This is a genomic window from Sphingobium sp. Ant17 (assembly GCF_000588875.1).
Taxonomy (GTDB): domain Bacteria; phylum Pseudomonadota; class Alphaproteobacteria; order Sphingomonadales; family Sphingomonadaceae; genus Sphingobium.
The window spans coordinates 38,042-57,752 of record NZ_JEMV01000027.1 but is presented as its reverse complement, the minus strand read 5'-3'; the positions used below and the strand labels follow the sequence as shown (position 1 = coordinate 57,752).

Below are 19,711 nucleotides of genomic sequence, written 5' to 3'. Positions count from 1 at the left end.
GCGATGACGCGACCGGCTCTCTTGGTGGGCCAGGCTTTGCTGGCCCCGGTCGTGCCCCTGCTGGCGCAGGATTATGACGTCATGACGCTGTGGGAACAGCCCGATGCGGCGGCGCTGGCACGTGTGGACGCCGTGATCTGGGCGGGCGAGTTCGTGCTGGAGCGGGCGCTGGTCGACGCGATGCCGCGCCTGTCGCTGATCGCCTGCTTCACCGTGGGCTATGACGGCGTGGACCTGGCGCTGGCGCGGGAGCGCGGCATTGCGGTGACTCATGCGGGCGACGCCAATGCGCAGGATGTCGCCGATCATGCGATCGGCCTGATGATCGCGCATCGGCGCTGGATCGTGGGCGGCGACCGGCATTTGCGCGCGGGCCAATGGACGATGGAGGCCAAGACGCGGACCCGGTCGATGGGTGGGGCGAAGCTGGGCATCGTCGGCATGGGATCGATCGGCGTGGCGGTGGCGGAGCGGGCGCAGGCGATGCGGATGCAGGTTCGTTGGTGGGGGCCGCGCGAGAAGCCCGCCCTCCCCTGGCCGCGCGCCGCCAGCCTGGACGCGCTGGCGCGGGAGAGCGACATAATGCTGGTCGCGGCGCGGGCGGATGAGAGCAATCGGGGTATGATCTCCGCTGTGATCCTGGATGCGCTGGGGCCGGAGGGGTTGCTGGTCAATGTCGCGCGCGGGCAGTTGGTGGATGAAGCGGCGCTGATCGCGGCGCTCACGTCCGGGCGATTGGGCGGCGCGGCAATCGATGTCTATGATCCCGAACCGACCGATCCGGCGCGCTGGACCGATGTGCCCAATGTCGTGCTGACCCCGCATACCGGCGGGGCCACGCATGAGGCAGTGGCGCAAATGGCGCAGATGATGCTGGCCAATCTGGCGGCGCATTTTGCCGGAGCGCCGCTCCCCTCCCCGGTGCGCGGCTGAACCCAGCGACGAGTCGTGCGTTGGGTGCGATACGATGATCAGGGGGATGGGACGGGTGGTGGCGAACGCAAAGACTGGATCGCGATGGGCCATAGGCATTGGTGCCGGATTGGTCGTGCTGCTGGTGCTTGCCGTCCTGCTGCTGGCGGCCTTCCCCTGGGGCCTGTTCAAAGAGCGGATCGAGGAACGGCTGTCGGCGCGGATCGGCAAGCCCGTGACGATCGGCGCGATGACGCGTGAGGATCGCTTTTCTTTTCACCCCATCGTGCGCCTGACCGATATGCGGGTGCCGCAACCGGACTGGGCCAAGGGGGATGGCGATCTCGCCCGGATCGGCGAGGCGCGGGTGGGTTTTTCGGCGTTCGCGCTGCTGACCGGCGGGTCGGTGGTGGAGACGCTGGACCTGCGCCGCGCGCGCCTGAACTTCTATCGCGCGGCCGATGGGCGCGAAAGCTGGCGCGGCGAGCGTAGCGGTGGCGATGACAGCAAGGGCAAGCGCCCCGCGCTGCGCACCCTGACCGTCAGCGACAGCAGCATCGCCTATCGCGACGACAAACGCAGGCGGTCGGTCGACGCGGCGCTGATCGTCGATGGCAAGGGGCTGCGCCTGTCCGGCAAGGGTGACATACGTGGCCATCCTGTGACGGTGACCGCCAATGGTGCGGCGATATTGGGGCATAAGGCGGGTGTGCGCTGGCCATTCCAGGCCGAGATCGCGGGCGATGCGGTGGGCATGACGTTCGACGGCACGATGGATGGGCCGCTCGACATCGGCCATCTGCGCGGCAAGGTGACGGGTCATGCGATCGACCTGCGGGTGCTGGACGCGATCATCGAAGCGGGCCTGCCGGGCACGCAGCCCGTGCGGCTGACGGCACAGGTGGTGCGCGAGCGGCCGGACTGGATCATCGAATCGCTCAAAGGCACGATTGGCCGGTCCGAGATTGCGGGCCATGCCACCGTCCGCAAGCGCGAGGGTCGTACCCGGATCGACGGCACGATCCGCGCGGCGCAACTGGATTTCAACGACCTGTCGTCGGACGAGGGCCGACGCAAGGCCGCAGCCAAGCGCGCGCGGCTGGGCGACCGGCTGATCCCGGATACCGCCATCGACCTGCGCAATATGGCGCGCACCGATGGTCGCCTGGAGATACAGGCGGATCGGCTGTTATGGCCTGGGTCCAGCCCGTTCCGTTCGCTCAAGGGCGTGCTGACGCTGGAGCGCAGTCGGCTGGTGGTCGAACCGTTGCGGATGGACCTGACCCGCGGGGTGCTGGGCGGGCGGTTGACGGTGGATCAGCGCGATGGCGGGCCGCGACTCGACCTGGCGCTTGACCTGCGGTCAGCGCGGCTGCTCGACTTCTTTCCCGAAACGCGGATCGACGGTGGGCTGGTGGGGCGGATAGCGCTCAATGGGCCGGGGCGCACCATCCGCCAATCGGTCGGGCAGTCGTCGGGCACGATCGCGCTGGTCGCACGCGATGGATCGATCCCGGCGCGCACGGCGGCGTTGATGGGGCAGGATGTCGGCAAGGGGCTGACCATCGACAAGGACAAGATGGCGGTCCTGCGCTGCATGGTCGCGCGGTTCGACGTCAAGAACGGGGTGGCCAGAACCAACCCGGTGCTGATCGATACGTCCCGCGCGCAGACCCGCGCCACCGGCACGATCCGCCTGTCGGATGAGGTGCTGGCGCTGACGCTGAGCGGGCAGCCCAAACAGGGCAGTCTGTTGCGGCTGAAAGGAACGGTGCCAATCCGCGGCACGATCAAGGCACCAGACATTCAGGTACCCAAGGAAGCGCGATCGGCCAAGGGCATCATCAAGATGATCGGCGATGCGATCGGTGGCGACAAGGTGCCCCGCGCCAGCGATGCGGATTGCGACGCGCTGGCACGGTCAGCGATGCGTTAGACCGACATATCGGTTCGGTTAGAGCGTTTCTCGACTTCGCTCGAAACGAACGGATGTCTATTTCTAATTCCAGTCGACGCGTGTCCAGCCGCGCGCCGCCGCCAGCTTCGCCAGCGGCTTGTGCGGATTGGAGGCAATGGGGACGTCGGCAAATTCCAGCATCGGTGCGTCAGACACATGGTCGGAATAGGCGCGGATATGGGTCTGGGTGCGATCGATCGCCTGCGCCGCCATCCAGGCCTTGATCATCCGCAGCTTGCCAGTGTCGTAGCAATTCTCGCCCGCAATCTTGGCGCGGACATAGCGCAGATCCTGCGAGAGATGGTCGGTCGCGATCACCGCGTCGAAACCCAGCCGCCGGGCGATCGGTTCGACATAGAGACGGTAGGAGGCGGTGGCGAGGACGAGGCGATAGCCATCGGCGCGGTCGCGCGCGATCTGCGCCACGGCATCGGCGCGCAGGTTCGTCGCCAGCACCTTGTCGGCATAGCTTTCGACATGCGGCATCAACCGCGCGCGTTCCACATGAAATCCGATCATCAGCGCCTGGTTAAGTTCCTTGAGCCGCTGACGCGACAGCAGCTTGAACACATAGGCCAGCATCAGCAGCGCGACGCAGGACAGCAATATCAGCCGCCACGGGGCCATTGCCCGCGCCACATGAATGAGAAAGCCGGTATAGGTGCCGCTGAACGTCACCGTGCGATCCATGTCGTAAATTGCCAACCGGTGCGTCATGCCGTGTCCGAAACTTTTGCCGCTGCCCTTCGTTCGGACTTGCGGATGGGCCGTTTCGGCTTGCCGTGCAACCGATATTGGACCACTAATCCCTCCGCATGAATAAAGCTGCTTCACTGGCCGAAGAACAACGCGACGGCGGCAGCGTGCTGCGGCTTTCCGGTTCGCTGGCAATCGCGTCGCTGCACGACCTGCCCGATCGGCTGGATGCCGTGCAGGGTCCGGTCGGCACGATCGACCTGTCCGACGTCGATCATATGGATACGATCGGCGCGTGGACAGTCCATCGCGCCGCCAAGCGGCTGGGTAGCGACATTAGTGGCGCGCGCCCGGATGCGCAGCGACTGATCGATACGGTCGGTGCGCTGGACGATCCGGTGTCGATTTATCCCGACGATGTTCCGGCGCTGCGCCGGGTCGTCGGTCAGATCGGCGAAGCAGTGCATGCGGCGGCATCGACGCTGTTGGGGCTGCTCGGCTTTTTCGGCGCGACGCTCGTGGCGTCCTGGAGCCTGATCCGTCACCCCAGCCGATTCCGCGTCAATGCGGTCGTGCAGCGGTTCGAGGTCGTCGGCGTCGCGGCGCTGGGCATTATCGGTCTGATGAGCTTCCTGATCGGCATCGTCATCGCCCAGCAAGGATCGGTGCAGTTGCGCCAGTTCGGCATGGAGATGTTGACGATCAACCTGGTCGGCCGCCTGACCTTCCGGGAACTCGGCGTCTTGATGACCGCGATCATGGTCGCGGGTCGCTCCGGGTCGGCCTTTGCCGCGCAATTGGGCACGATGAAGCTGACCGAGGAAATCGACGCGATGCGGACCATCGGCGTGTCGCCGATGGAGGCGCTGGTGTTGCCGCGCACCTTGGCCGTCGTCATCATGATGCCGCTGCTGGGCTTTTACGCGTCGATCATGTCGATCATCGGTGGCGCATTCCTGTGCGCGATTGCGCTCGATATTCCGCCCATCACCTTCTTTCAACGGCTGCGCGAAGTCGTGCCGATCACCGACCTGTGGGTCGGGTTGATCAAGGCACCCGTGTTCGGCCTGATCATCGCCATTTCCGGCTGTTTCCAGGGGATGCAGGTCAAGGGCAATGCGGAGGAAGTGGGGCTGCGCACCACCGCCGCCGTCGTGCAGGCGATCTTCCTGGTCATCGTCATCGATGCTTTCTTCGCGGTGTTCTTCACCTGGGTGGGGTGGAACTGATGAACGAAGAGGAACAGCGTCAGGCCGAAGAAGCGCGGCTCGCCCAGGCGGTCGAGGAGTCCGATATCGCCATTTCGGTGCGCGGCATCCGCAATGCCTTTGGCGATCAGGTCATTCATGACGGCCTCGACCTCGACGTACGCAAGGGCGAGATATTGGGCGTGGTCGGCGGGTCGGGCACCGGCAAGTCCGTCTTGATGCGCGCGATCATCGGGCTGCAAACGCCCGATGCAGGTGAGATCCACGTCTTTGGCGAATCGATGGTCGGGCGGCTGGATGACGATGCGCTGGCGATCCGCAAGCGCTGGGGCGTGTTGTTCCAGGGTGGCGCGCTGTTTTCCACGCTGACCGTCGCGGAAAATATCGAAGTGCCGATCCGCGAATATTATCCCAATATTGGGCCGCAATTGCGCGACGAGATCGCCGCCTACAAGATCCGCATGACCGGCCTGCCCGCCGAGGCGGGGCCGAAATATCCATCGGAACTGTCGGGCGGCATGAAGAAGCGCGCAGGCCTCGCCCGCGCCCTGGCGCTGGACCCGGACCTGCTGTTCCTCGACGAGCCAACGGCGGGCCTGGACCCGATCGGCGCGGCAGCGTTCGACGAGCAGACGCGCAAATTGCAGGAGACTTTGGGTCTTACCGTCTTCCTCATCACCCATGATCTCGATACGCTCTATTCGATCTGTGATCGGGTGGCGGTGCTGGCGGACAAGAAGGTGATCGCGGTGGGCACGATCGATGAACTGCTGGCACTCGACCATCCGTGGATTCAGGAATATTTCAATGGGCCGCGTGGCCGCGCCGCGACGGCGGCGGTATCGCGGGAAAAGAACAAGGCGGCACAGACCCCGCCCGACGGAAGGCAATAGGATATGGAAACCCGCTCCAACCATGTGCTGGTGGGCACGGTCACGCTGCTGCTGCTGGCGGCGGTGATCATTGCTGCCTTCTGGTTCTCCCGCATTTCCGACGGGCAGAACAAGCAATATGACATCTTCTTCAAACAGTCGGTCAGCGGCTTGGCCAAAGGATCGAGCGTCAACTATGCGGGCGTTCCCTCCGGTCAGGTGGAATCGATCGACCTGTGGAAGCGCGACCCAGGCTTCGTGCGGGTGCGCATCACGGTGAAGGACGGAACACCGGTGCTGCAGGGCACGACCGCCAGCATTGCAGGTGTCGGCTTTACCGGGGTGAGCGAAGTGGTGCTGGACGGCGCAGTCAAGGGCGCGCCGCCGATCATCTGTCCGGCGGAAAATCCTCAGGCCGTATGTCCCGATGGCGTACCCGTCATCCCGACCAAGCCGGGGGCACTGGGCGAATTGCTCAACAGCGCGCCGCAATTGCTGGAGCGCTTATCGACGCTGACCGAGCGGCTGACCGAAGTGCTGAGCGACAAGAATCAACAGTCGATCGCCGGCATATTGGCCAATGTCGAGCGGGTGTCGGGCGCTTTGGCCGACCGTAGCCCCGAGATCGCCGCGACCCTGGCCGAGGCGCGTATCGCGGTGCAGCGCACCGGCGTTGCCGTCGAGCAGATCGGCAAGCTGGCGGCGACAACCGATGCGATGCTGAACGAAGAAGGCAGGCCGCTGATGGCCGACTTGCGCAAGAGCGTGCAATCGGCAACGCGCAGCATCGATACGCTGGACAAGACCATCGGCGCGGCGCAGCCGGGCGTGGAAGCGTTCAGCACCCAGACCATGCCGGAAGTGAACCAGTTGGTCCGCGACCTGCGTGAAATGTCGCGCGCATTCCGCGGCGTTGCCGAGAAATTGGACCAGCAGGGCGCGGGTTCGCTGGTCGGATCGCCCAAGCTGCCGGACTATAAGCCATGATGAGAGAGATGCGGACCATGTTCCATGCGAAACCCACCGGTGCCCTGGCGGCGCTGACCGCTGCCGTCCTGCTGTCAGGCTGCGTATCCATCGGCGGCAAGGTGCCCGAGCGGCTGCTGACTTTGGATGCGGTGCAGAAGGTGCCGGTTGGCACGGCACAGCGCGCAGGCGCAGGGCGGACGTTGATCGTGTCCGATCCCGACGCGCCCAAGATGTTGGATACGATACGTGTCCCGGTGCAGACCAGCCCGACGTCCGTCGCCTATGTGACGGACGTGCAATGGGCCGACACGCCGCGCCATCTGTTCCGACGTCTGCTGGCCGAGACGATTTCAGCGACCACCGACCGGGTCGTGCTCGATTCGGGGCAGTTTTCGGGCGATGGTGGCCAACGATTGACCGGTGAGTTGATCGCTTTTGGTCTCGACGCGCCGGGCAATATGGCAGTGGTCACCTATGATGCCGTGCTGACCACGCCCAATGGCGTTGCGCTGGCCCGGCAACGGTTTACCGCCAGCCAGCCGGTGGGCGGGAAGATCACGTCGATGACGGTCGGAACGCCGCTTAACATGGCAGCGAACAAAGTGGCTGGCGACGTCGCGGCCTGGGTCGCGGCGATGAAGGACTGATGACCGCCCCGTTCGCAGCGCGCGAATGGGGGGCATACTACCTATTCCAGACTTTTACCGGCCTGCTCGGTCACGTCCTTGGACAGGCCGGGTTGCGCCAATATGCGTTCGAGCTCGCCCCGCATCAGCGTAGCGCGCGTTTCGTCGAAGCGCTTCCAGCGGCCGAGCGGCGGCACCAGGCGCGCCGCCGTTTGCGGATTAAGCCGGTCGAGCGCGATGATGCAGTCCGCCACCAGCCTGTAGCCCTTGCCCGAAACATGGTGGAACGCCCATTGGTTGCCCGTGAAGGCGCCGTAGAGGGCGCGCACCCGATTGGGATTGGCCAGCGTAAAGTCCTTGTGCCGCCCCAGTTCCTCGACCAGATCGACCGTATCGGGATGGACGGCGAAGGCCTGGGTCTGGAACCATTTGTCGAGCGTCAGCGCGTCGGCCCCATAGCGGTTATAGAAGATGTCGAGCGCGGCGACCCGTTCGGCACTCTCACCGCTGGCGAGGATGGCAAGGGCCGCTTGCCGCTCGGTCATATTATGGGCCTCGTCGAACTGGACGAAGGCCATTGCGGGGCCGTCCATCGTGCCTGAGGCGACCAGATAGCCGAGCGCGCTGTTCCGCAGCTTGCGCGCCCCCTTGGCGGCAGCGGAGATGGAAAATTCGGTAGCCTTGGTGCGGGCATGGATCGCGCGCCAGTCCACCTCCAATTCCGCGCCGATCCGCTGTTGCAGCGATTCGCGGGCGGCGTGGATCGCGTCGGGATCGACCTGTGCCATCTGGTCACCGAGATAGGCTTCGCTGGGCAGGCGGATGGCTTCCGCGACAAAGGCGGGATCGAGCAGTGGGTCAGAGATGACCTGGCGGATTGCCGCGATCACGGCGTCGTCATCCATTACCTGCCCGGCGATGCGGCCGACCAGGATATTGACCATCAACTGCTGCATCGCCTCATAGCGGGCGAACGGATCATCATCATGCGCCGACAGGAAGGCGAGGTCGTCCTGGCTGCGGTTGGTATCGACGATCACCGGGGCGGAGAAACCGCGATTGATCGACAGGATCGGCGCAGTAGCGAAGTCGGGGAAGGTGAAGCTCTGCTGCGGCTCGGTGAGCATCAGCAGTTCATCGCCATGATGCGCGCCGGTCGTCGGATCGAACAAGGCGACACGCAGCGGGATCGCCATTGGGGCCTTGTCCGGCTGACCCGGCGTGGGGGCAAGCGACTGTTGCAAATGCAAGTTCACCATCCGGGTCACCGGATCATGATCGAGCGTGGCGCGGACGTGTGGGGTTCCGGCCTGTTCATACCAGCGACGGAACTGGGTTAAGTCGATCTCGCCCCCCTCCTCCATCGCCAACACGAAATCCTCGCAGGTGGCGGCTTGGCCATCATGGCGATCGAAATAGAGATCGGTGCCCGCGCGGAAACGTTCCGGGCCCAGCATCAGCGCGATCATGCGGATCAGCTCCGCGCCCTTATTATAGATGGTCGCGGTGTAGAAGTTACTGATTTCCATATAGGATTCCGGGCGTACCGGATGGGCAAGCGGGCCTGAATCCTCCTGAAACTGGGCAGCGCGCAGGATGCGCACATCCTCGATCCGCTTGACCGCGTGGCTACCCATATCGGCCGAGAAATTCTGGTCGCGAAAGACGGTGAAGCCTTCCTTCAGGCTCAGTTGGAACCAGTCGCGGCAGGTGACGCGATTGCCCGACCAGTTGTGGAAATATTCATGCGCCACAACGCCTTCGACGCCATCATAGTCGATGTCGGTCGCGGTTTCCGGGTCGGCCAAAATATAGCGGGAATTGAAGATGTTGAGGCCTTTATTCTCCATCGCGCCGAAGTTGAAATCGGCCACGGCGACGATGTTGAAAACATCGAGATCATATTCGCGGCCATAGACGCGCTCGTCCCAGGCCATGGAATTTTTGAGCGCCTGCATGGCGTGGCCGGTGCGGGGCAGGTCTACCTCGCGCACCCAGATACCCAATTGCACGTTACGGCCGTTCATCGTCACGAAGCTGTCGACATTGCAGGCGAGGTCGGCGGCCACCAGCGCGAACAGATAGCAAGGCTTGGGGAAGGGATCGACCCAGCGTGTCCAATGCTGTCCGGCGTCGCCCTCCCCTTGCGCGACCGGGTCACCGTTGGAGAGCAATATGGGGAAGCGCGCCTTGTCGGCGCGCAACGTCACATCATAGCGCGACAAGATGTCCGGTCGGTCGGGGAAGAAGGTGATGCGGCGAAACCCCTCCGCCTCGCACTGGGTGCAAAGCAGGCCACCGCTGGCGTAAAGGCCCATTAGCTTGCTGTTGGCATCCGGGGCCAGTTCGACCAGCGTTTCGACGCTATGTGTTGAACCGGACAGCGACACGGACAAAGATCCAGCTTCGATATGCCATTGGTCGGTCGTGGCGGTTTCGCCATCAATGCGGACCTCCAACGGGATGAGGCCATCGCCGTCGAGCCGCAAAGGCCGATCATGATCGCCGTTGCGCGTGACTATCAGGGTCGCGCGGACCCGGGTGCGGGCAGGATCAAGGTCGAAATCGAACGCGATGTCGGGCACAAGCCAGTCGGGCGGGCGATAATCCGAGCGACGAATGATGGAGGGAGAAACGGGGGAAGCGTGCATGTCGGCCATTCCCCCAAGTTAGGGAGACGGCCGGGAAAAGACCAGCGGCGTCACCCGCTTTTTCGCACTGTGTCCGCTTAAATCCGCTCGCCTGACAGGCGCTGACACAGCATGTCCAACTGATCGAGGGTCGAATAGCGCAGGGTCAGCGTTCCGCCGCCATTGCCTTCGTGCCGGATATCGACCTTCAGCCCCAATATGTCGGCCAGATGCTGTTCCAGCGAGGCAATGTCCGCGTCCGGCTCCGGGGCCGCGCCGTTGCGGCGTGCCGCAGGCATGTCCTCGCCAGTCTTCATGCGGCGGACCAATTGTTCGGTGTCGCGGACCGACAGACCCTTTTGTTCGACCTGCCGCGCCAATGTTTCGCAATCGGGCACGCCGATCAGGGCGCGGGCATGGCCCATGCTGATTTTCTGCTCCATCACCTGCTGCTGCACCGACGGAGGCAGATCGAGCAGGCGCATGAGGTTGGCGATATGGCTGCGCGATTTGCCGACGATGCGGCCCAGGGCGTCCTGCGTATGCTGGAAGTCGCCGATCAGTTTGCGATAGGCTTCGGCCTCTTCGATCGGGTTGAGATCCTCGCGCTGGATATTTTCGATCAGGGCGATTTCGAGCGTTTCCTGCTCATCGAAATCGCGGACGATGGCGGGGATGCGGTGGAGCTGCGCCCTTTGCGCCGCGCGCCAGCGGCGTTCGCCCGCAACGATCTGAAAGCCGCCGCCATGTGGGCGGACGATGATCGGCTGGATCACGCCGCGCTTGGCGATGCTGTCGGCCAGCTCCTGCAACGCGCCTTCGTCGAAATGGCGACGCGGCTGTTCGGGGTGCGGCTGGATCAGCGATACTTCGATATTCTGCACGGCCTTGCTGGATGGCGAGGCAGCAGGCGCAACCGGTTCTTCGCGCGCGACGTCGCCAAGCAGCGCGGACAGGCCGCGTCCCAGGCCGTGCGGCCGCTTCACAATCTTGGGCTTATCAGTCGTTTCGTCGCTCAAGCGGCAACCTCCTGTCGGGGCAGACGCGCGATCAGTTCACGCGCGAGCCGCATATAGGCTTCCGATCCTGAACAGCGGAAGTCGTAGATCAAGGCCGGGACGCCATGGCTGGGCGCTTCGGACAGGCGCACATTGCGCGGGATGACGGTGGTGAAGACCAGATCGCCGAGGCAGGCGCGCACATCATCGGCTACCTGATCGGTCAATCGGTTGCGCCGGTCATACATGGTGAGCGCGACGCCCATGATCGACAGGCCTGGATTGAAACGGCCGCGAATGCGCTCGACCGTCTGGAGCAGTTGCGACAGGCCTTCGAGTGCGAAAAACTCGCATTGCAGTGGCACCAGCAAGGATTGGGCCGCGACCATCGCATTGATGGTGAGCAGGCCGAGCGAGGGTGGGCAATCGATCAGGCAAATGTCCCAACGCCCCATCGGGGCTTCGGCCAGCACCCGTTCGAGCCGGTGGGTGCGCTGCTCATATTCGATCAGCTCGATTTCGCAGCCCGACAGATCCTGCGTCGCGGGAACGAGGTCTAGCTTGGGCACGCGGGTCGTGACGATTGCGTCCTCCAGCGCGCAATTGCCGACGAGCAGATCATAGCTCGATCGTGTGCGTTCGGATTGACCGACGCCAAGGCCGGTGGAGGCATTGCCCTGCGGATCGAGATCGAGCAGCAGCACGCGCAGACCGGTAGCGGCAAGACCGGTGGCGAGGTTGATCGCCGTTGTGGTCTTGCCCACGCCGCCCTTCTGATTGGCGATGGCGATACAGATCATGCGCGACCTTTCCTTCTGGCGACGGGTTTGACGGCGCATGCGACAATGATGGCGCTATCGGCATCCGTTACGCTGGGTTCCACGTGAAACACACCCTGCCATGATGGGCGCGTCGCCTCCAGTTCATTTTGCGCATTTCGCCCCTTAGGCAGCACCCATATCGTATTTTTGTCGGAGAGATGCGCGGCGGATTCAAGCAGGCGCGGGAGCGGCGCATAGGCGCGCGCGCTAATCACTGCGGCGGCGCGTTGCGGCACCATCTCCACCCGGCCACCGAAGACCGTGGCATTCGACAGGCCCAGTGTGGCGATGGCTTCGTTGAGAAAGTCGATGCGCTTGCGCCGGGATTCGACCATCAACATGGGTCGGTCGGACAGGCAAGCGACAACAATACCGGGTAGGCCAGCGCCCGATCCGAGGTCGATCCATGCACCCTCCCCTGCCGATTGGGCGTGGTTGAGGAGTTGCGCAGAGTCGATGATATGGCGCGCCCAGACATGCGGGCGGGTCGATTCGGCGATGAGATTCTGTTCACCCATCGCCTCCAACAATATGGCGACGAAGCGTTCCAGACGCGCCATTGTTTCACGTGAAACGTCGAATTGGGTCGTCAGCCAGGCGCGGGCTTCCTCCTCAGTCATGCTGCGACCTTGCGGACATGGACAAGGATGGCAGCGAGGGCCGCAGGGGTAACGCCTCGAATGCGGCCTGCTGCGGCGAGCGTATCGGGACGCGCCGCGTCGAGCCGTTCGATCATCTCGGTGGACAGGCCGCCGATACTGGCAAAGTCGAAATCGGCGGGGATGAAGACTCGCTCGTTGCGACGCAGGTCGGCTATCTCCGCATCCAGGCGGTGGAGATAGGGCGCGTAATGCGCATCCTCCAATATCTCTGCGCGCAAGTCGGCGGGGGCGGCAGCCAAGCGCGGGGCGAGCGACAAGATCAAGGCACGATCGACTTCGGGGAAGCGCGCCCATTCGAACAGGCTGCGGCGAACGCCATCCTGCCGCACCGATGCACCCGCCCGGGCCATGGTGGTGGCACCGATGGGCTGGGTGAGTTCTGCCTCTATGTCGGCGCGCAGGGCGTCCCGCTCCGCCAACCGCGTGCGGCGGACGGCGCCGATCACGCCATGCCCTATGCCGATCGCGCCAAGGCGCGTCTCGGCGTTATCGGCGCGCAAACGCAAACGATATTCAGCGCGCGCAGTCAGCATGCGATAGGGTTCCGTCACACCTTGCAAGGTGAGGTCATCGATCATCACGCCGATATAGCTGCTAGCCCGATCAAGGATCATGGTCGCCTCGCCGCGCGCGCGAGCGGCGGCGTTCACGCCAGCGATCAGCCTTGAGCAGCCGCTTCTTCGTAGCCGGTGGTGCCGTTAATCTGCCCGGCGCAGAAGAGGCCGAGGATAGCACGCACCTCCAACGTCGCGTCGAGCGCGCGCGGATCGATATGGTCATATTCGACTGCATAGCCAGGGACGACGATATCGGCCTGCTCCAGCCCCGCCATCGATCGCAGCATCGCAACCTGCACGTCGGTCGGCAGCGAAGTGCTGATACCGTTGGGGTAGACGAGTGGATCGTCCAGCCCTTCGGGTTCCAGGAAAATCTGATGCCCATCGCGATCGCCGAAGCGCTGAATTTTGTCCTCAATCGAGGGGCAGTAGCGCGGCCCGCGTCCTTCGATCGCGCCGCTGAACAAGGGCGATCGGCCAAGGCCGTCGCGGATGATTTGATGGGTGCGCGCATTGGTGCGGGTGATGGCGCAGGCGAGTTGGGGTAGCGGGCGACCGGTGGACAGGGGCGACATGGTCCAGCCGTCGCTGTCCGATGGCTGCGCTTCCAGCATGGCCCAATCGATCGTGCGGCCGTCGATGCGCGGCGGCGTGCCGGTCTTAAGCCGACCAATGGGGAGAGCAAGATCGCGTAACTGGACGCCCAGGCTGGTCGCGGCCCGCTCGCCGACGCGACCGCCGCTTCGCGTTCGTCGCCCCGAAACAGCTTGCCGCCCAAGAAGGTGCCGGTCGCCAGCACCACCGACGTAGCCTCCAGCATGCGCCCATCGGCGAGGGACAGGCCAGCGATTGATCCATCCCGCACCACCAGCACAGCCGCCTCGCCTTCAACGATGGATAGCCCATCCTGCGCATCGAGCATCTGATGGATGGCGGCGCGATAGCGTTTGCGATCCGCCTGGATGCGCGGCCCCTGGACGGCTGCGCCCTTGCTGCTGTTGAGCATGCGATAGTGGATCGCGGCCTGGTCTGCGGCGCGGCCGATCAGGCCATCGAGCGCATCAACTTCGCGCACGAGATGGCCCTTGCCCAACCCGCCGATCGCCGGGTTGCAGGACATAGCCCCAACGGTGGCACGGTCGAAAGTGAGCAGCGCCACCCGCGCGCCTTTGCGCGCAGCGGCGGCGGCCGCTTCGCACCCGGCATGGCCGCCGCCGACCACAATCACATCATAGCGAGTTTGCATGGGAGGCCTGTAGCAGATGGAGGCCGTTGCGGTCAAAAGCGTTCCACGTGGAACATCGCGCTATTTTCCGATGCAGAAACCCGAAAAGAGGCGGTCGAGCATATCTTCGGTCCCGGCCTGTCCGGTAAGCGCATCGATCGCGCGGCGCGCTTGGCGCAGCTCTTCGGCGATGACGAGCAAGTCATTGCTTTGCCGTGCAGCTTCGACATGGGCGAGCAATTCACCGACCCGCGCGCGTTGGCGGGCGTGGAGGGCATAGTCTCCCTCGCCCGGCAAGAGTTGCGCAGCGCGATCGAGCAAGGTGGTGACGAGGGTGTCCATCCCCTCCCCCGTCCGCGCGGACAATTGCAGACCCGGTCGGGTCGCATCGCGATCGCACTGGGCGGCGATCAACAGCGCATCGGCGCGCGGCAGGTCGGCCGCATCGCCCAGCCACAGGATAATGTCCGCCGCATCGAGCGCCGCACGCGCGCGGTCCATGCCGATCGCCTCGATCGCGTCGCCAGTCCCTTCGTGCAGCCCGGCGGTGTCGGTGAAGAGGAAGGCGGTGCCGCCGATGGCAGCCGGCACTTCGATCCGGTCGCGCGTCGTTCCGGCAATGTCTGAGACGATCGCGGCCTCGCGCCCCACCAGCGCATTGAGCAGGGTCGACTTGCCCGCATTGGGGGGCCCCGCCAGCACGACGCGAATGCCGTCGCGCAATCGCTCGGCCGAGGGCGCGGCCAATGCGGTGACGATATCTTCCCCGAGCGCCGCGATGCCAGCACCAATCCGCTGCTCGATCGCGGCATCGGGCACATCATCCTCGTCGGAGAAATCAAGCGCGGCCTCGGCCATGGCCGACAGGTCGAGCAGGTCGCGCCGCCAGCCTTCGACCCGGCGGGAAAAATGTCCTTCCGCCATCATCAGCGCAGCGCGGCGTTGTTGCTGGGTCTCAGCGGCGAGCAGGTCCGACAGGCCTTCGACCGCGTTGAGGTCCATCCGACCGTTGAGGAAGGCGCGGCGGGTGAACTCGCCCGCTTCCGCCCGGCGAAGGCCTGGCATCATGGCCAGCGCCGCCTCGACAGCCGCGACGACGGCGCGTCCGCCATGGCAATGGAGTTCGACCAGATCTTCGCCGGTCACGGTGCCGGGACCGGGAAGCCAGAGGATAAGCGCGCGATCCAGCGGCGCGCCATCCTGCGGATCGGTGAGCAGCGCAAGGCTGGCCTGACGCGGCGGCGGCACACGATGGGCCAAACGCTCCAGTGCGCCGCGCGCCTGTGGTCCGCTGACACGCACCACCGCGATCCCTGCGGGCGGCGCGCCGCTGGACAGGGCGAAAATCGTGTCATTCATCAGTGCGCGCAAAACCCTATTTCTTGTCGCCCGCCCCGCCCATGCCGGACAGGCCGATGTTCATCATCTGTTGGAACAGGCGCACGCCGGCATCGCCCATGGGCGAGAAGCTCTTGAACAGGGTTTCCATTTGCTCGACGCTGCCGACCCCTTCGAAACTGTCGAGCACGGTGCGGATATATTTATCGTGAATGGGCGTGACATCGGGCAGGCCGAGAAAGGCGCGCGCCTCGGCCGGGCTGCAATCCACATCGACGGTTACCTTCATAATCCTTGCCCTTCTGGTTCTTCTATCATCTGTTCCCTGTCATGCCGCAAACAGGCGCATGGTGGCAAATTTTTTTGCGTGGGTCCATGGTTGCGCGCCCACCCCGATGCGCCAATATGCGGTGCGGCCCCAACGGCCGACAGCGGAAAGGAATGCGACATGACAGGCTTTATCCCGATCCAGACGCTGGAGGGCGATGCGCAGTTCGACGCCTATGTGGCGCGACCCGAAGGCGACGAAGCCAAGGCGGCGATCATCGTCATCCAGGAAATTTTCGGCGTGAATGAAGGCATCCGCCGCAAATGCGATAATTGGGCCAAGGCGGGCTATGTCGCCTATGCGCCCGACCTGTTCTGGCGCGAAAAGCCGCATGTCGAACTGGACGCCGATGTGCCGGAGGAGTTTCAGGCAGCGCTCGGCCATATGCAGAAGCTCAATCAGGATCAGGCGATCCGCGACATCGAAGCGACGATCAAGGTCGCGCGTGCCGCCGTCGATGGCGGTAAGGTCGGCCTGGTCGGCTATTGCCTGGGCGGGCGGCTGGCCTTCATGGCGGCGTGCCGCACTGATGGCGATGCGTTCGTGGCCTATTATGGCGTCGGAATCGACGGTTTGCTGGGCGAACAACAAGCGATCGGCAAGCCGGTGATGCTGCACATTCCGACCGCCGATCATTTCGTCCTGCCCGATGCGCAGAAGGCGATGCATGACGGGCTGGAGTCGAACCGCCATGTCACGCTGCATGACTATGACGGGCTGGACCATGGCTTTGCTGCCGAGATGGGCGACCGTCGCCATGAGGACGCCGCGCAATTGGCCGACCAGCGCACCGCCGATTTCTTCGCCGAGTATCTCGCCTGATGGTGGACGCCTGGCGGATGCTGGCCCGCAGCCATGGCGGGCCGGAGGTGATAGCGCGGGAGGATTTCGATCCGGGATTGCCGGGTGACGGCGAGCTACTGATCGCGCAGGAGGCGATCGGGCTGAACTTCATCGACACCTATTATCGCACTGGCCTCTACCCTGCCCCCCTCCCCACCCGTTGGGGTCGGAGGGCGCAGGGCATGTCGTCGCGGTCGGGCCGGGTGTGTCGGGCTTTGTCGTCGGCGACAAGGTCGGCTGCGCGCATGGCCTGGGCGCCTACGCCACACACCGCATCATTGCAGCCGATCGCGCGGTGAAAATTCCCAACGACGTGTCGAGCGCGGATGCTGCGGCGATGATGCTCAAGGGCATGACCGCCTGTTATCTCGCCCAAGATACGATCGCTCTCGAAGCAGGCCAGGTCGCGCTCGTCCATGCGGCAGCGGGCGGGGTCGGATCGGTTCTCGTCCCCTGGCTACGTGACAGGGGCGTGGTGGTCATCGCCCATTGCGGATCGGCGGCGAAGGCTGCGCTGGTCGATGCGGACCATAGCCTGCATGGCCCGTTCGCCGATCTGGCGGCCACTGTTCGCGACCTGACCGACGGCAAGGGCGTCGATGTCGTCTATGACGGCGTCGGCAAGGACAGTTGGGCCGCGTCGCTCGCCTGTCTGAAGCGGCGCGGGCTGATGGTGAGCTATGGCAATGCATCGGGCGCGGTGCCGCCAGTCAGCCTGCTGGACCTGACCAAGGGCGGTTCACTCTATGTCACACGTCCGACGCTGTTCGACTATGTGGCGACGGCGGAGGCGCTGGCCCAAACCGCTGACCGCCTGTTCGACCGGATGCAGCGTGGCGTGGTGCGCGCGGTGATCGGGCAGCGCTTTGCCTTGGCGGATGCCGCGCAGGCGCACCGGGTACTGGAGGCACGGCAGACGACCGGGGCGACGATCCTGCTACCCTGATCGGGGAAGCCGCGGACATAAAAAGGGGGGGCGAAACCGGAATGGTTTCGCCCCCCTTTTTGATTTCGGATCAGCTATTTAGCGAAAAAGCTGCAGCAGACCGACTTCCTGATCGGTGATGCCGGTATAGATCATCGTGCTGGCCACATAGAGGATGACCAGCAGGCCGACCCAGGCGATCCAGCGGTAACGCTCGATATATTTGGCGATGATGTTGGCAGCGATGCCCATCAGGCCGACGGCGATCACCAGCCCGACCATCAGGATGCCCGGATGATCCCGCGCCGCGCCAGCGACGGCCAGCACATTGTCGAGGCTCATCGACACGTCGGCCACGGCGACCGCCCAAGCGGCGGCAGCGAAGCTCTTGGCGGGCTTCATACCCGAATGTTCGTCGCCTTCGATTTCGGGCGACCCGGCGCTTTCACCACCATGACCGATTTCGCGATACATTTTCCAGGCGACCCAGAATAGCAGGACGCCGCCCGCAAAGACCAGGCCGATCAGTTGCAGCAGCTGCGTCACCACCAGCGCAAAGCCGATGCGCAGCACGAGCGCGGCGATGATCCCGATCAGGATCACCTTCTTGCGCTGATCGGCGGGCAGGCCCGCCGCCAGTGCGCCAATGACGATCGCGTTGTCGCCCGCCAGCACGATGTCGATCAGGATCACCTGACCAAAAGCCAGCCAGGCCGATCCACTGCCGGAAAACAGCCCGGCAAAATCCGTGACGATATGGCCCCAAATGTCGGTCATGCCCGCTTACTCCCCTTCACGCCGTCACTGGTTCATCGAGTCGAAGAAGTTCTCGTTGGTCTTGGAATCCTTCATCTTGTCGAGCAGGAATTCCATCGCGTCGATCGTGCCCATCTGCATCAGGATGCGGCGCAGCACCCACATCTTGCTGAGTGTGCCCTTGTCGACCAGCAATTCTTCCTTGCGGGTGCCGGACTTGCCCACATCCAGCGCCGGGAAGATACGCTTGTCGGCGACCTTGCGGTCCAGCACGATTTCCGAGTTGCCGGTACCCTTGAATTCTTCGAAAATGACTTCGTCCATGCGGCTGCCGGTGTCGATCAGCGCGGTCGCGATGATGGAGAGCGAACCGCCTTCCTCGATATTGCGCGCGGCGCCGAAGAAGCGCTTGGGACGCTGGAGCGCGTTGGCGTCGACACCGCCGGTCAACACCTTGCCCGACGAGGGCACGACGGTGTTGTAGGCGCGGCCGAGGCGGGTGATGGAGTCGAGCAGGATGACGACATCCTTCTTATGCTCGACCAGGCGCTTGGCCTTTTCGATCACCATTTCGGCGACCTGGACGTGGCGGGTGGCAGGCTCGTCAAAGGTGGAGGACACGACCTCGCCCTTCACGCTGCGCTGCATGTCGGTGACTTCTTCCGGGCGCTCGTCGATCAACAGGACGATCAGGAACACTTCGGGATGATTGTCGGTGATGGCCTTGGCGATGTTCTGCAGCATCACCGTCTTGCCGACGCGCGGCGGCGCGACGATCAGCGTGCGCTGGCCCTTGCCCTGCGGCGAGACGATGTCGATAACGCGCGCCGACTTGTCTTTCTGGGTCGGGTCGCCCGGATCGAGCGTCAGCTCGATTCGGGATAGAGCGGCGTCAGATTGTCGAAATTGACGCGATGACGGACCACATCGGGATCGTCGAAATTGACGGTGTTGAGCTTCACCAGCGCGAAATAGCGCTCGCCATCCTTGGGCGCGCGGATTTCGCCGTCCACCGTGTCCCCGGTACGCAGGCCGAAGCGGCGGACCTGATTGGGCGAAACATAGATATCGTCGGGACCGGCCAGGAAGTTGGCTTCCGGGCTGCGCAGGAAGCCGAAGCCATCGGGCAGCACTTCGATCGTGCCTTCGCCCATGATCTGCTCGCCATTTTCCGCCTCGGCCTTGAGGATCGCGAACATCAGATCCTGCTTGCGCAGGGTCGACGCGCCCTCGACGCCCAGCTCCTCGGCAAGCTGCACGAGGTCGGCGGGCGCTGTTTTCTTAAGGTCCTTGAGATGCATTGCGAGTCGGTCCGATGAAGAGAGGGAGACAGGCGCCGGAAACGGCGAGAAACAGGCGAGCAGGACGCTGCCAGACGCTTGCCGCGA

At 64.3% G+C, this 19,711-nt stretch carries 15 protein-coding genes and 3 pseudogenes; 8 read left to right on the top strand and 10 right to left on the bottom strand.

Going from position 1 to position 19,711, the window contains the following annotated elements:
* Positions 1-3 precede the first annotated feature (3 nt).
* Together BF95_RS13400 and BF95_RS13395 are read left to right on the top strand one after the other, a co-directional pair.
* Positions 4-933, top strand: a complete 930-nt coding sequence (locus BF95_RS13400) for a 2-hydroxyacid dehydrogenase (RefSeq protein ID WP_043151886.1) — start codon at positions 4-6, stop codon at positions 931-933.
* A gap of 34 nt (positions 934-967) precedes the next feature.
* Positions 968-2,848 (top strand): AsmA family protein, encoded by a 1,881-nt coding sequence (locus tag BF95_RS13395; RefSeq protein ID WP_235209745.1) that lies wholly within the window; start codon positions 968-970, stop codon positions 2,846-2,848.
* 63 nt (positions 2,849-2,911) lie between these two features.
* Here the strand turns inward: BF95_RS13395 and BF95_RS13390 are convergent, their stop codons facing one another.
* On the bottom strand, positions 2,912-3,586 hold the full coding sequence (locus BF95_RS13390; RefSeq protein WP_043151885.1) for an HAD family hydrolase: 675 nt from the start codon (positions 3,584-3,586) through the stop codon (positions 2,912-2,914).
* Between the two features lie 98 nt (positions 3,587-3,684).
* Here BF95_RS13390 and BF95_RS13385 point away from each other — a divergent pair, with 98 nt between their 5' ends.
* The 4 genes from BF95_RS13385 to BF95_RS13370 are packed head-to-tail and all read left to right on the top strand — an operon-like array spanning position 3,685 to position 7,261.
* Entirely contained in the window at positions 3,685-4,794 is a 1,110-nt protein-coding gene (locus BF95_RS13385; RefSeq protein ID WP_043151883.1) for an MlaE family lipid ABC transporter permease subunit, read from the top strand.
* Positions 4,794-5,666: an ABC transporter ATP-binding protein gene (locus BF95_RS13380; protein ID WP_043151905.1), complete on the top strand. Its 873-nt coding sequence runs from the start codon at positions 4,794-4,796 to the stop codon at positions 5,664-5,666. The genes BF95_RS13385 and BF95_RS13380 overlap by 1 nt, the downstream gene beginning before the upstream one ends.
* 3 nt (positions 5,667-5,669) lie before the next feature.
* Entirely contained in the window at positions 5,670-6,632 is a 963-nt protein-coding gene (locus tag BF95_RS13375) for an MlaD family protein (protein ID WP_043151882.1), read from the top strand.
* Between the two features lie 17 nt (positions 6,633-6,649).
* Positions 6,650-7,261 carry an ABC-type transport auxiliary lipoprotein family protein gene (locus BF95_RS13370; RefSeq protein WP_043151904.1) on the top strand — a complete coding sequence of 204 codons (612 nt, stop codon included), beginning with the start codon at positions 6,650-6,652 and terminating at the stop codon, positions 7,259-7,261.
* A 41-nt stretch (positions 7,262-7,302) separates the two neighbouring features.
* Here the strand turns inward: BF95_RS13370 and pepN are convergent, their stop codons facing one another.
* From pepN to BF95_RS13335, 7 genes and pseudogenes are all read right to left on the bottom strand, one after another.
* Complete coding sequence (gene pepN / locus BF95_RS13365) at positions 7,303-9,900, bottom strand: aminopeptidase N (protein ID WP_043151881.1); 2,598 nt, start codon at positions 9,898-9,900, stop codon at positions 7,303-7,305.
* Between the two features lie 68 nt (positions 9,901-9,968).
* Positions 9,969-10,889 (bottom strand): ParB/RepB/Spo0J family partition protein, encoded by a 921-nt coding sequence (locus BF95_RS13360; RefSeq protein WP_043151879.1) that lies wholly within the window; start codon positions 10,887-10,889, stop codon positions 9,969-9,971.
* A complete protein-coding gene (locus BF95_RS13355; protein WP_043151903.1) occupies positions 10,886-11,668 on the bottom strand; it encodes a ParA family protein in 783 nt (260 codons plus the stop codon). Before BF95_RS13355 ends, BF95_RS13360 begins: the two co-directional genes overlap by 4 nt.
* Positions 11,665-12,309, bottom strand: coding sequence for a 16S rRNA (guanine(527)-N(7))-methyltransferase RsmG (rsmG, locus tag BF95_RS13350; RefSeq protein ID WP_043151878.1), 645 nt, complete (start codon positions 12,307-12,309; stop codon positions 11,665-11,667). The genes BF95_RS13355 and rsmG overlap by 4 nt, the downstream gene beginning before the upstream one ends.
* A pseudogene (gene mnmG, locus BF95_RS13345) lies at positions 12,306-14,154 on the bottom strand (tRNA uridine-5-carboxymethylaminomethyl(34) synthesis enzyme MnmG). Before mnmG ends, rsmG begins: the two are co-directional and overlap by 4 nt.
* Before the next feature lie 60 nt (positions 14,155-14,214).
* Positions 14,215-15,492 carry a tRNA uridine-5-carboxymethylaminomethyl(34) synthesis GTPase MnmE gene (mnmE, locus tag BF95_RS13340; RefSeq protein WP_043151901.1) on the bottom strand — a complete coding sequence of 426 codons (1,278 nt, stop codon included), beginning with the start codon at positions 15,490-15,492 and terminating at the stop codon, positions 14,215-14,217.
* Positions 15,493-15,508: 16 nt separating this feature from the next.
* Positions 15,509-15,760, bottom strand: coding sequence for a DUF6489 family protein (locus BF95_RS13335; protein ID WP_043151877.1), 252 nt, complete (start codon positions 15,758-15,760; stop codon positions 15,509-15,511).
* Between the two features lie 159 nt (positions 15,761-15,919).
* On the opposite strand from BF95_RS13335, the gene BF95_RS13330 reads away from it, so the two are divergent.
* Together BF95_RS13330 and BF95_RS13325 are read left to right on the top strand one after the other, a co-directional pair.
* Positions 15,920-16,621 carry a dienelactone hydrolase family protein gene (locus BF95_RS13330; protein ID WP_043151876.1) on the top strand — a complete coding sequence of 234 codons (702 nt, stop codon included), beginning with the start codon at positions 15,920-15,922 and terminating at the stop codon, positions 16,619-16,621.
* Positions 16,622-16,638: 17 nt separating this feature from the next.
* Positions 16,639-17,588 (top strand): annotated as a pseudogene (locus tag BF95_RS13325) (quinone oxidoreductase family protein).
* 78 nt (positions 17,589-17,666) lie between these two features.
* Here the strand turns inward: BF95_RS13325 and BF95_RS13320 are convergent.
* Together BF95_RS13320 and rho are read right to left on the bottom strand one after the other, a co-directional pair.
* The gene (locus tag BF95_RS13320; protein ID WP_043151875.1) at positions 17,667-18,344 is read right to left on the bottom strand and encodes a TerC family protein; all 678 of its coding nucleotides are present in this window, start codon (positions 18,342-18,344) and stop codon (positions 17,667-17,669) included.
* 24 nt (positions 18,345-18,368) lie between these two features.
* Positions 18,369-19,624 (bottom strand): annotated as a pseudogene (gene rho, locus BF95_RS13315) (transcription termination factor Rho).
* Positions 19,625-19,711 lie beyond the last annotated feature (87 nt).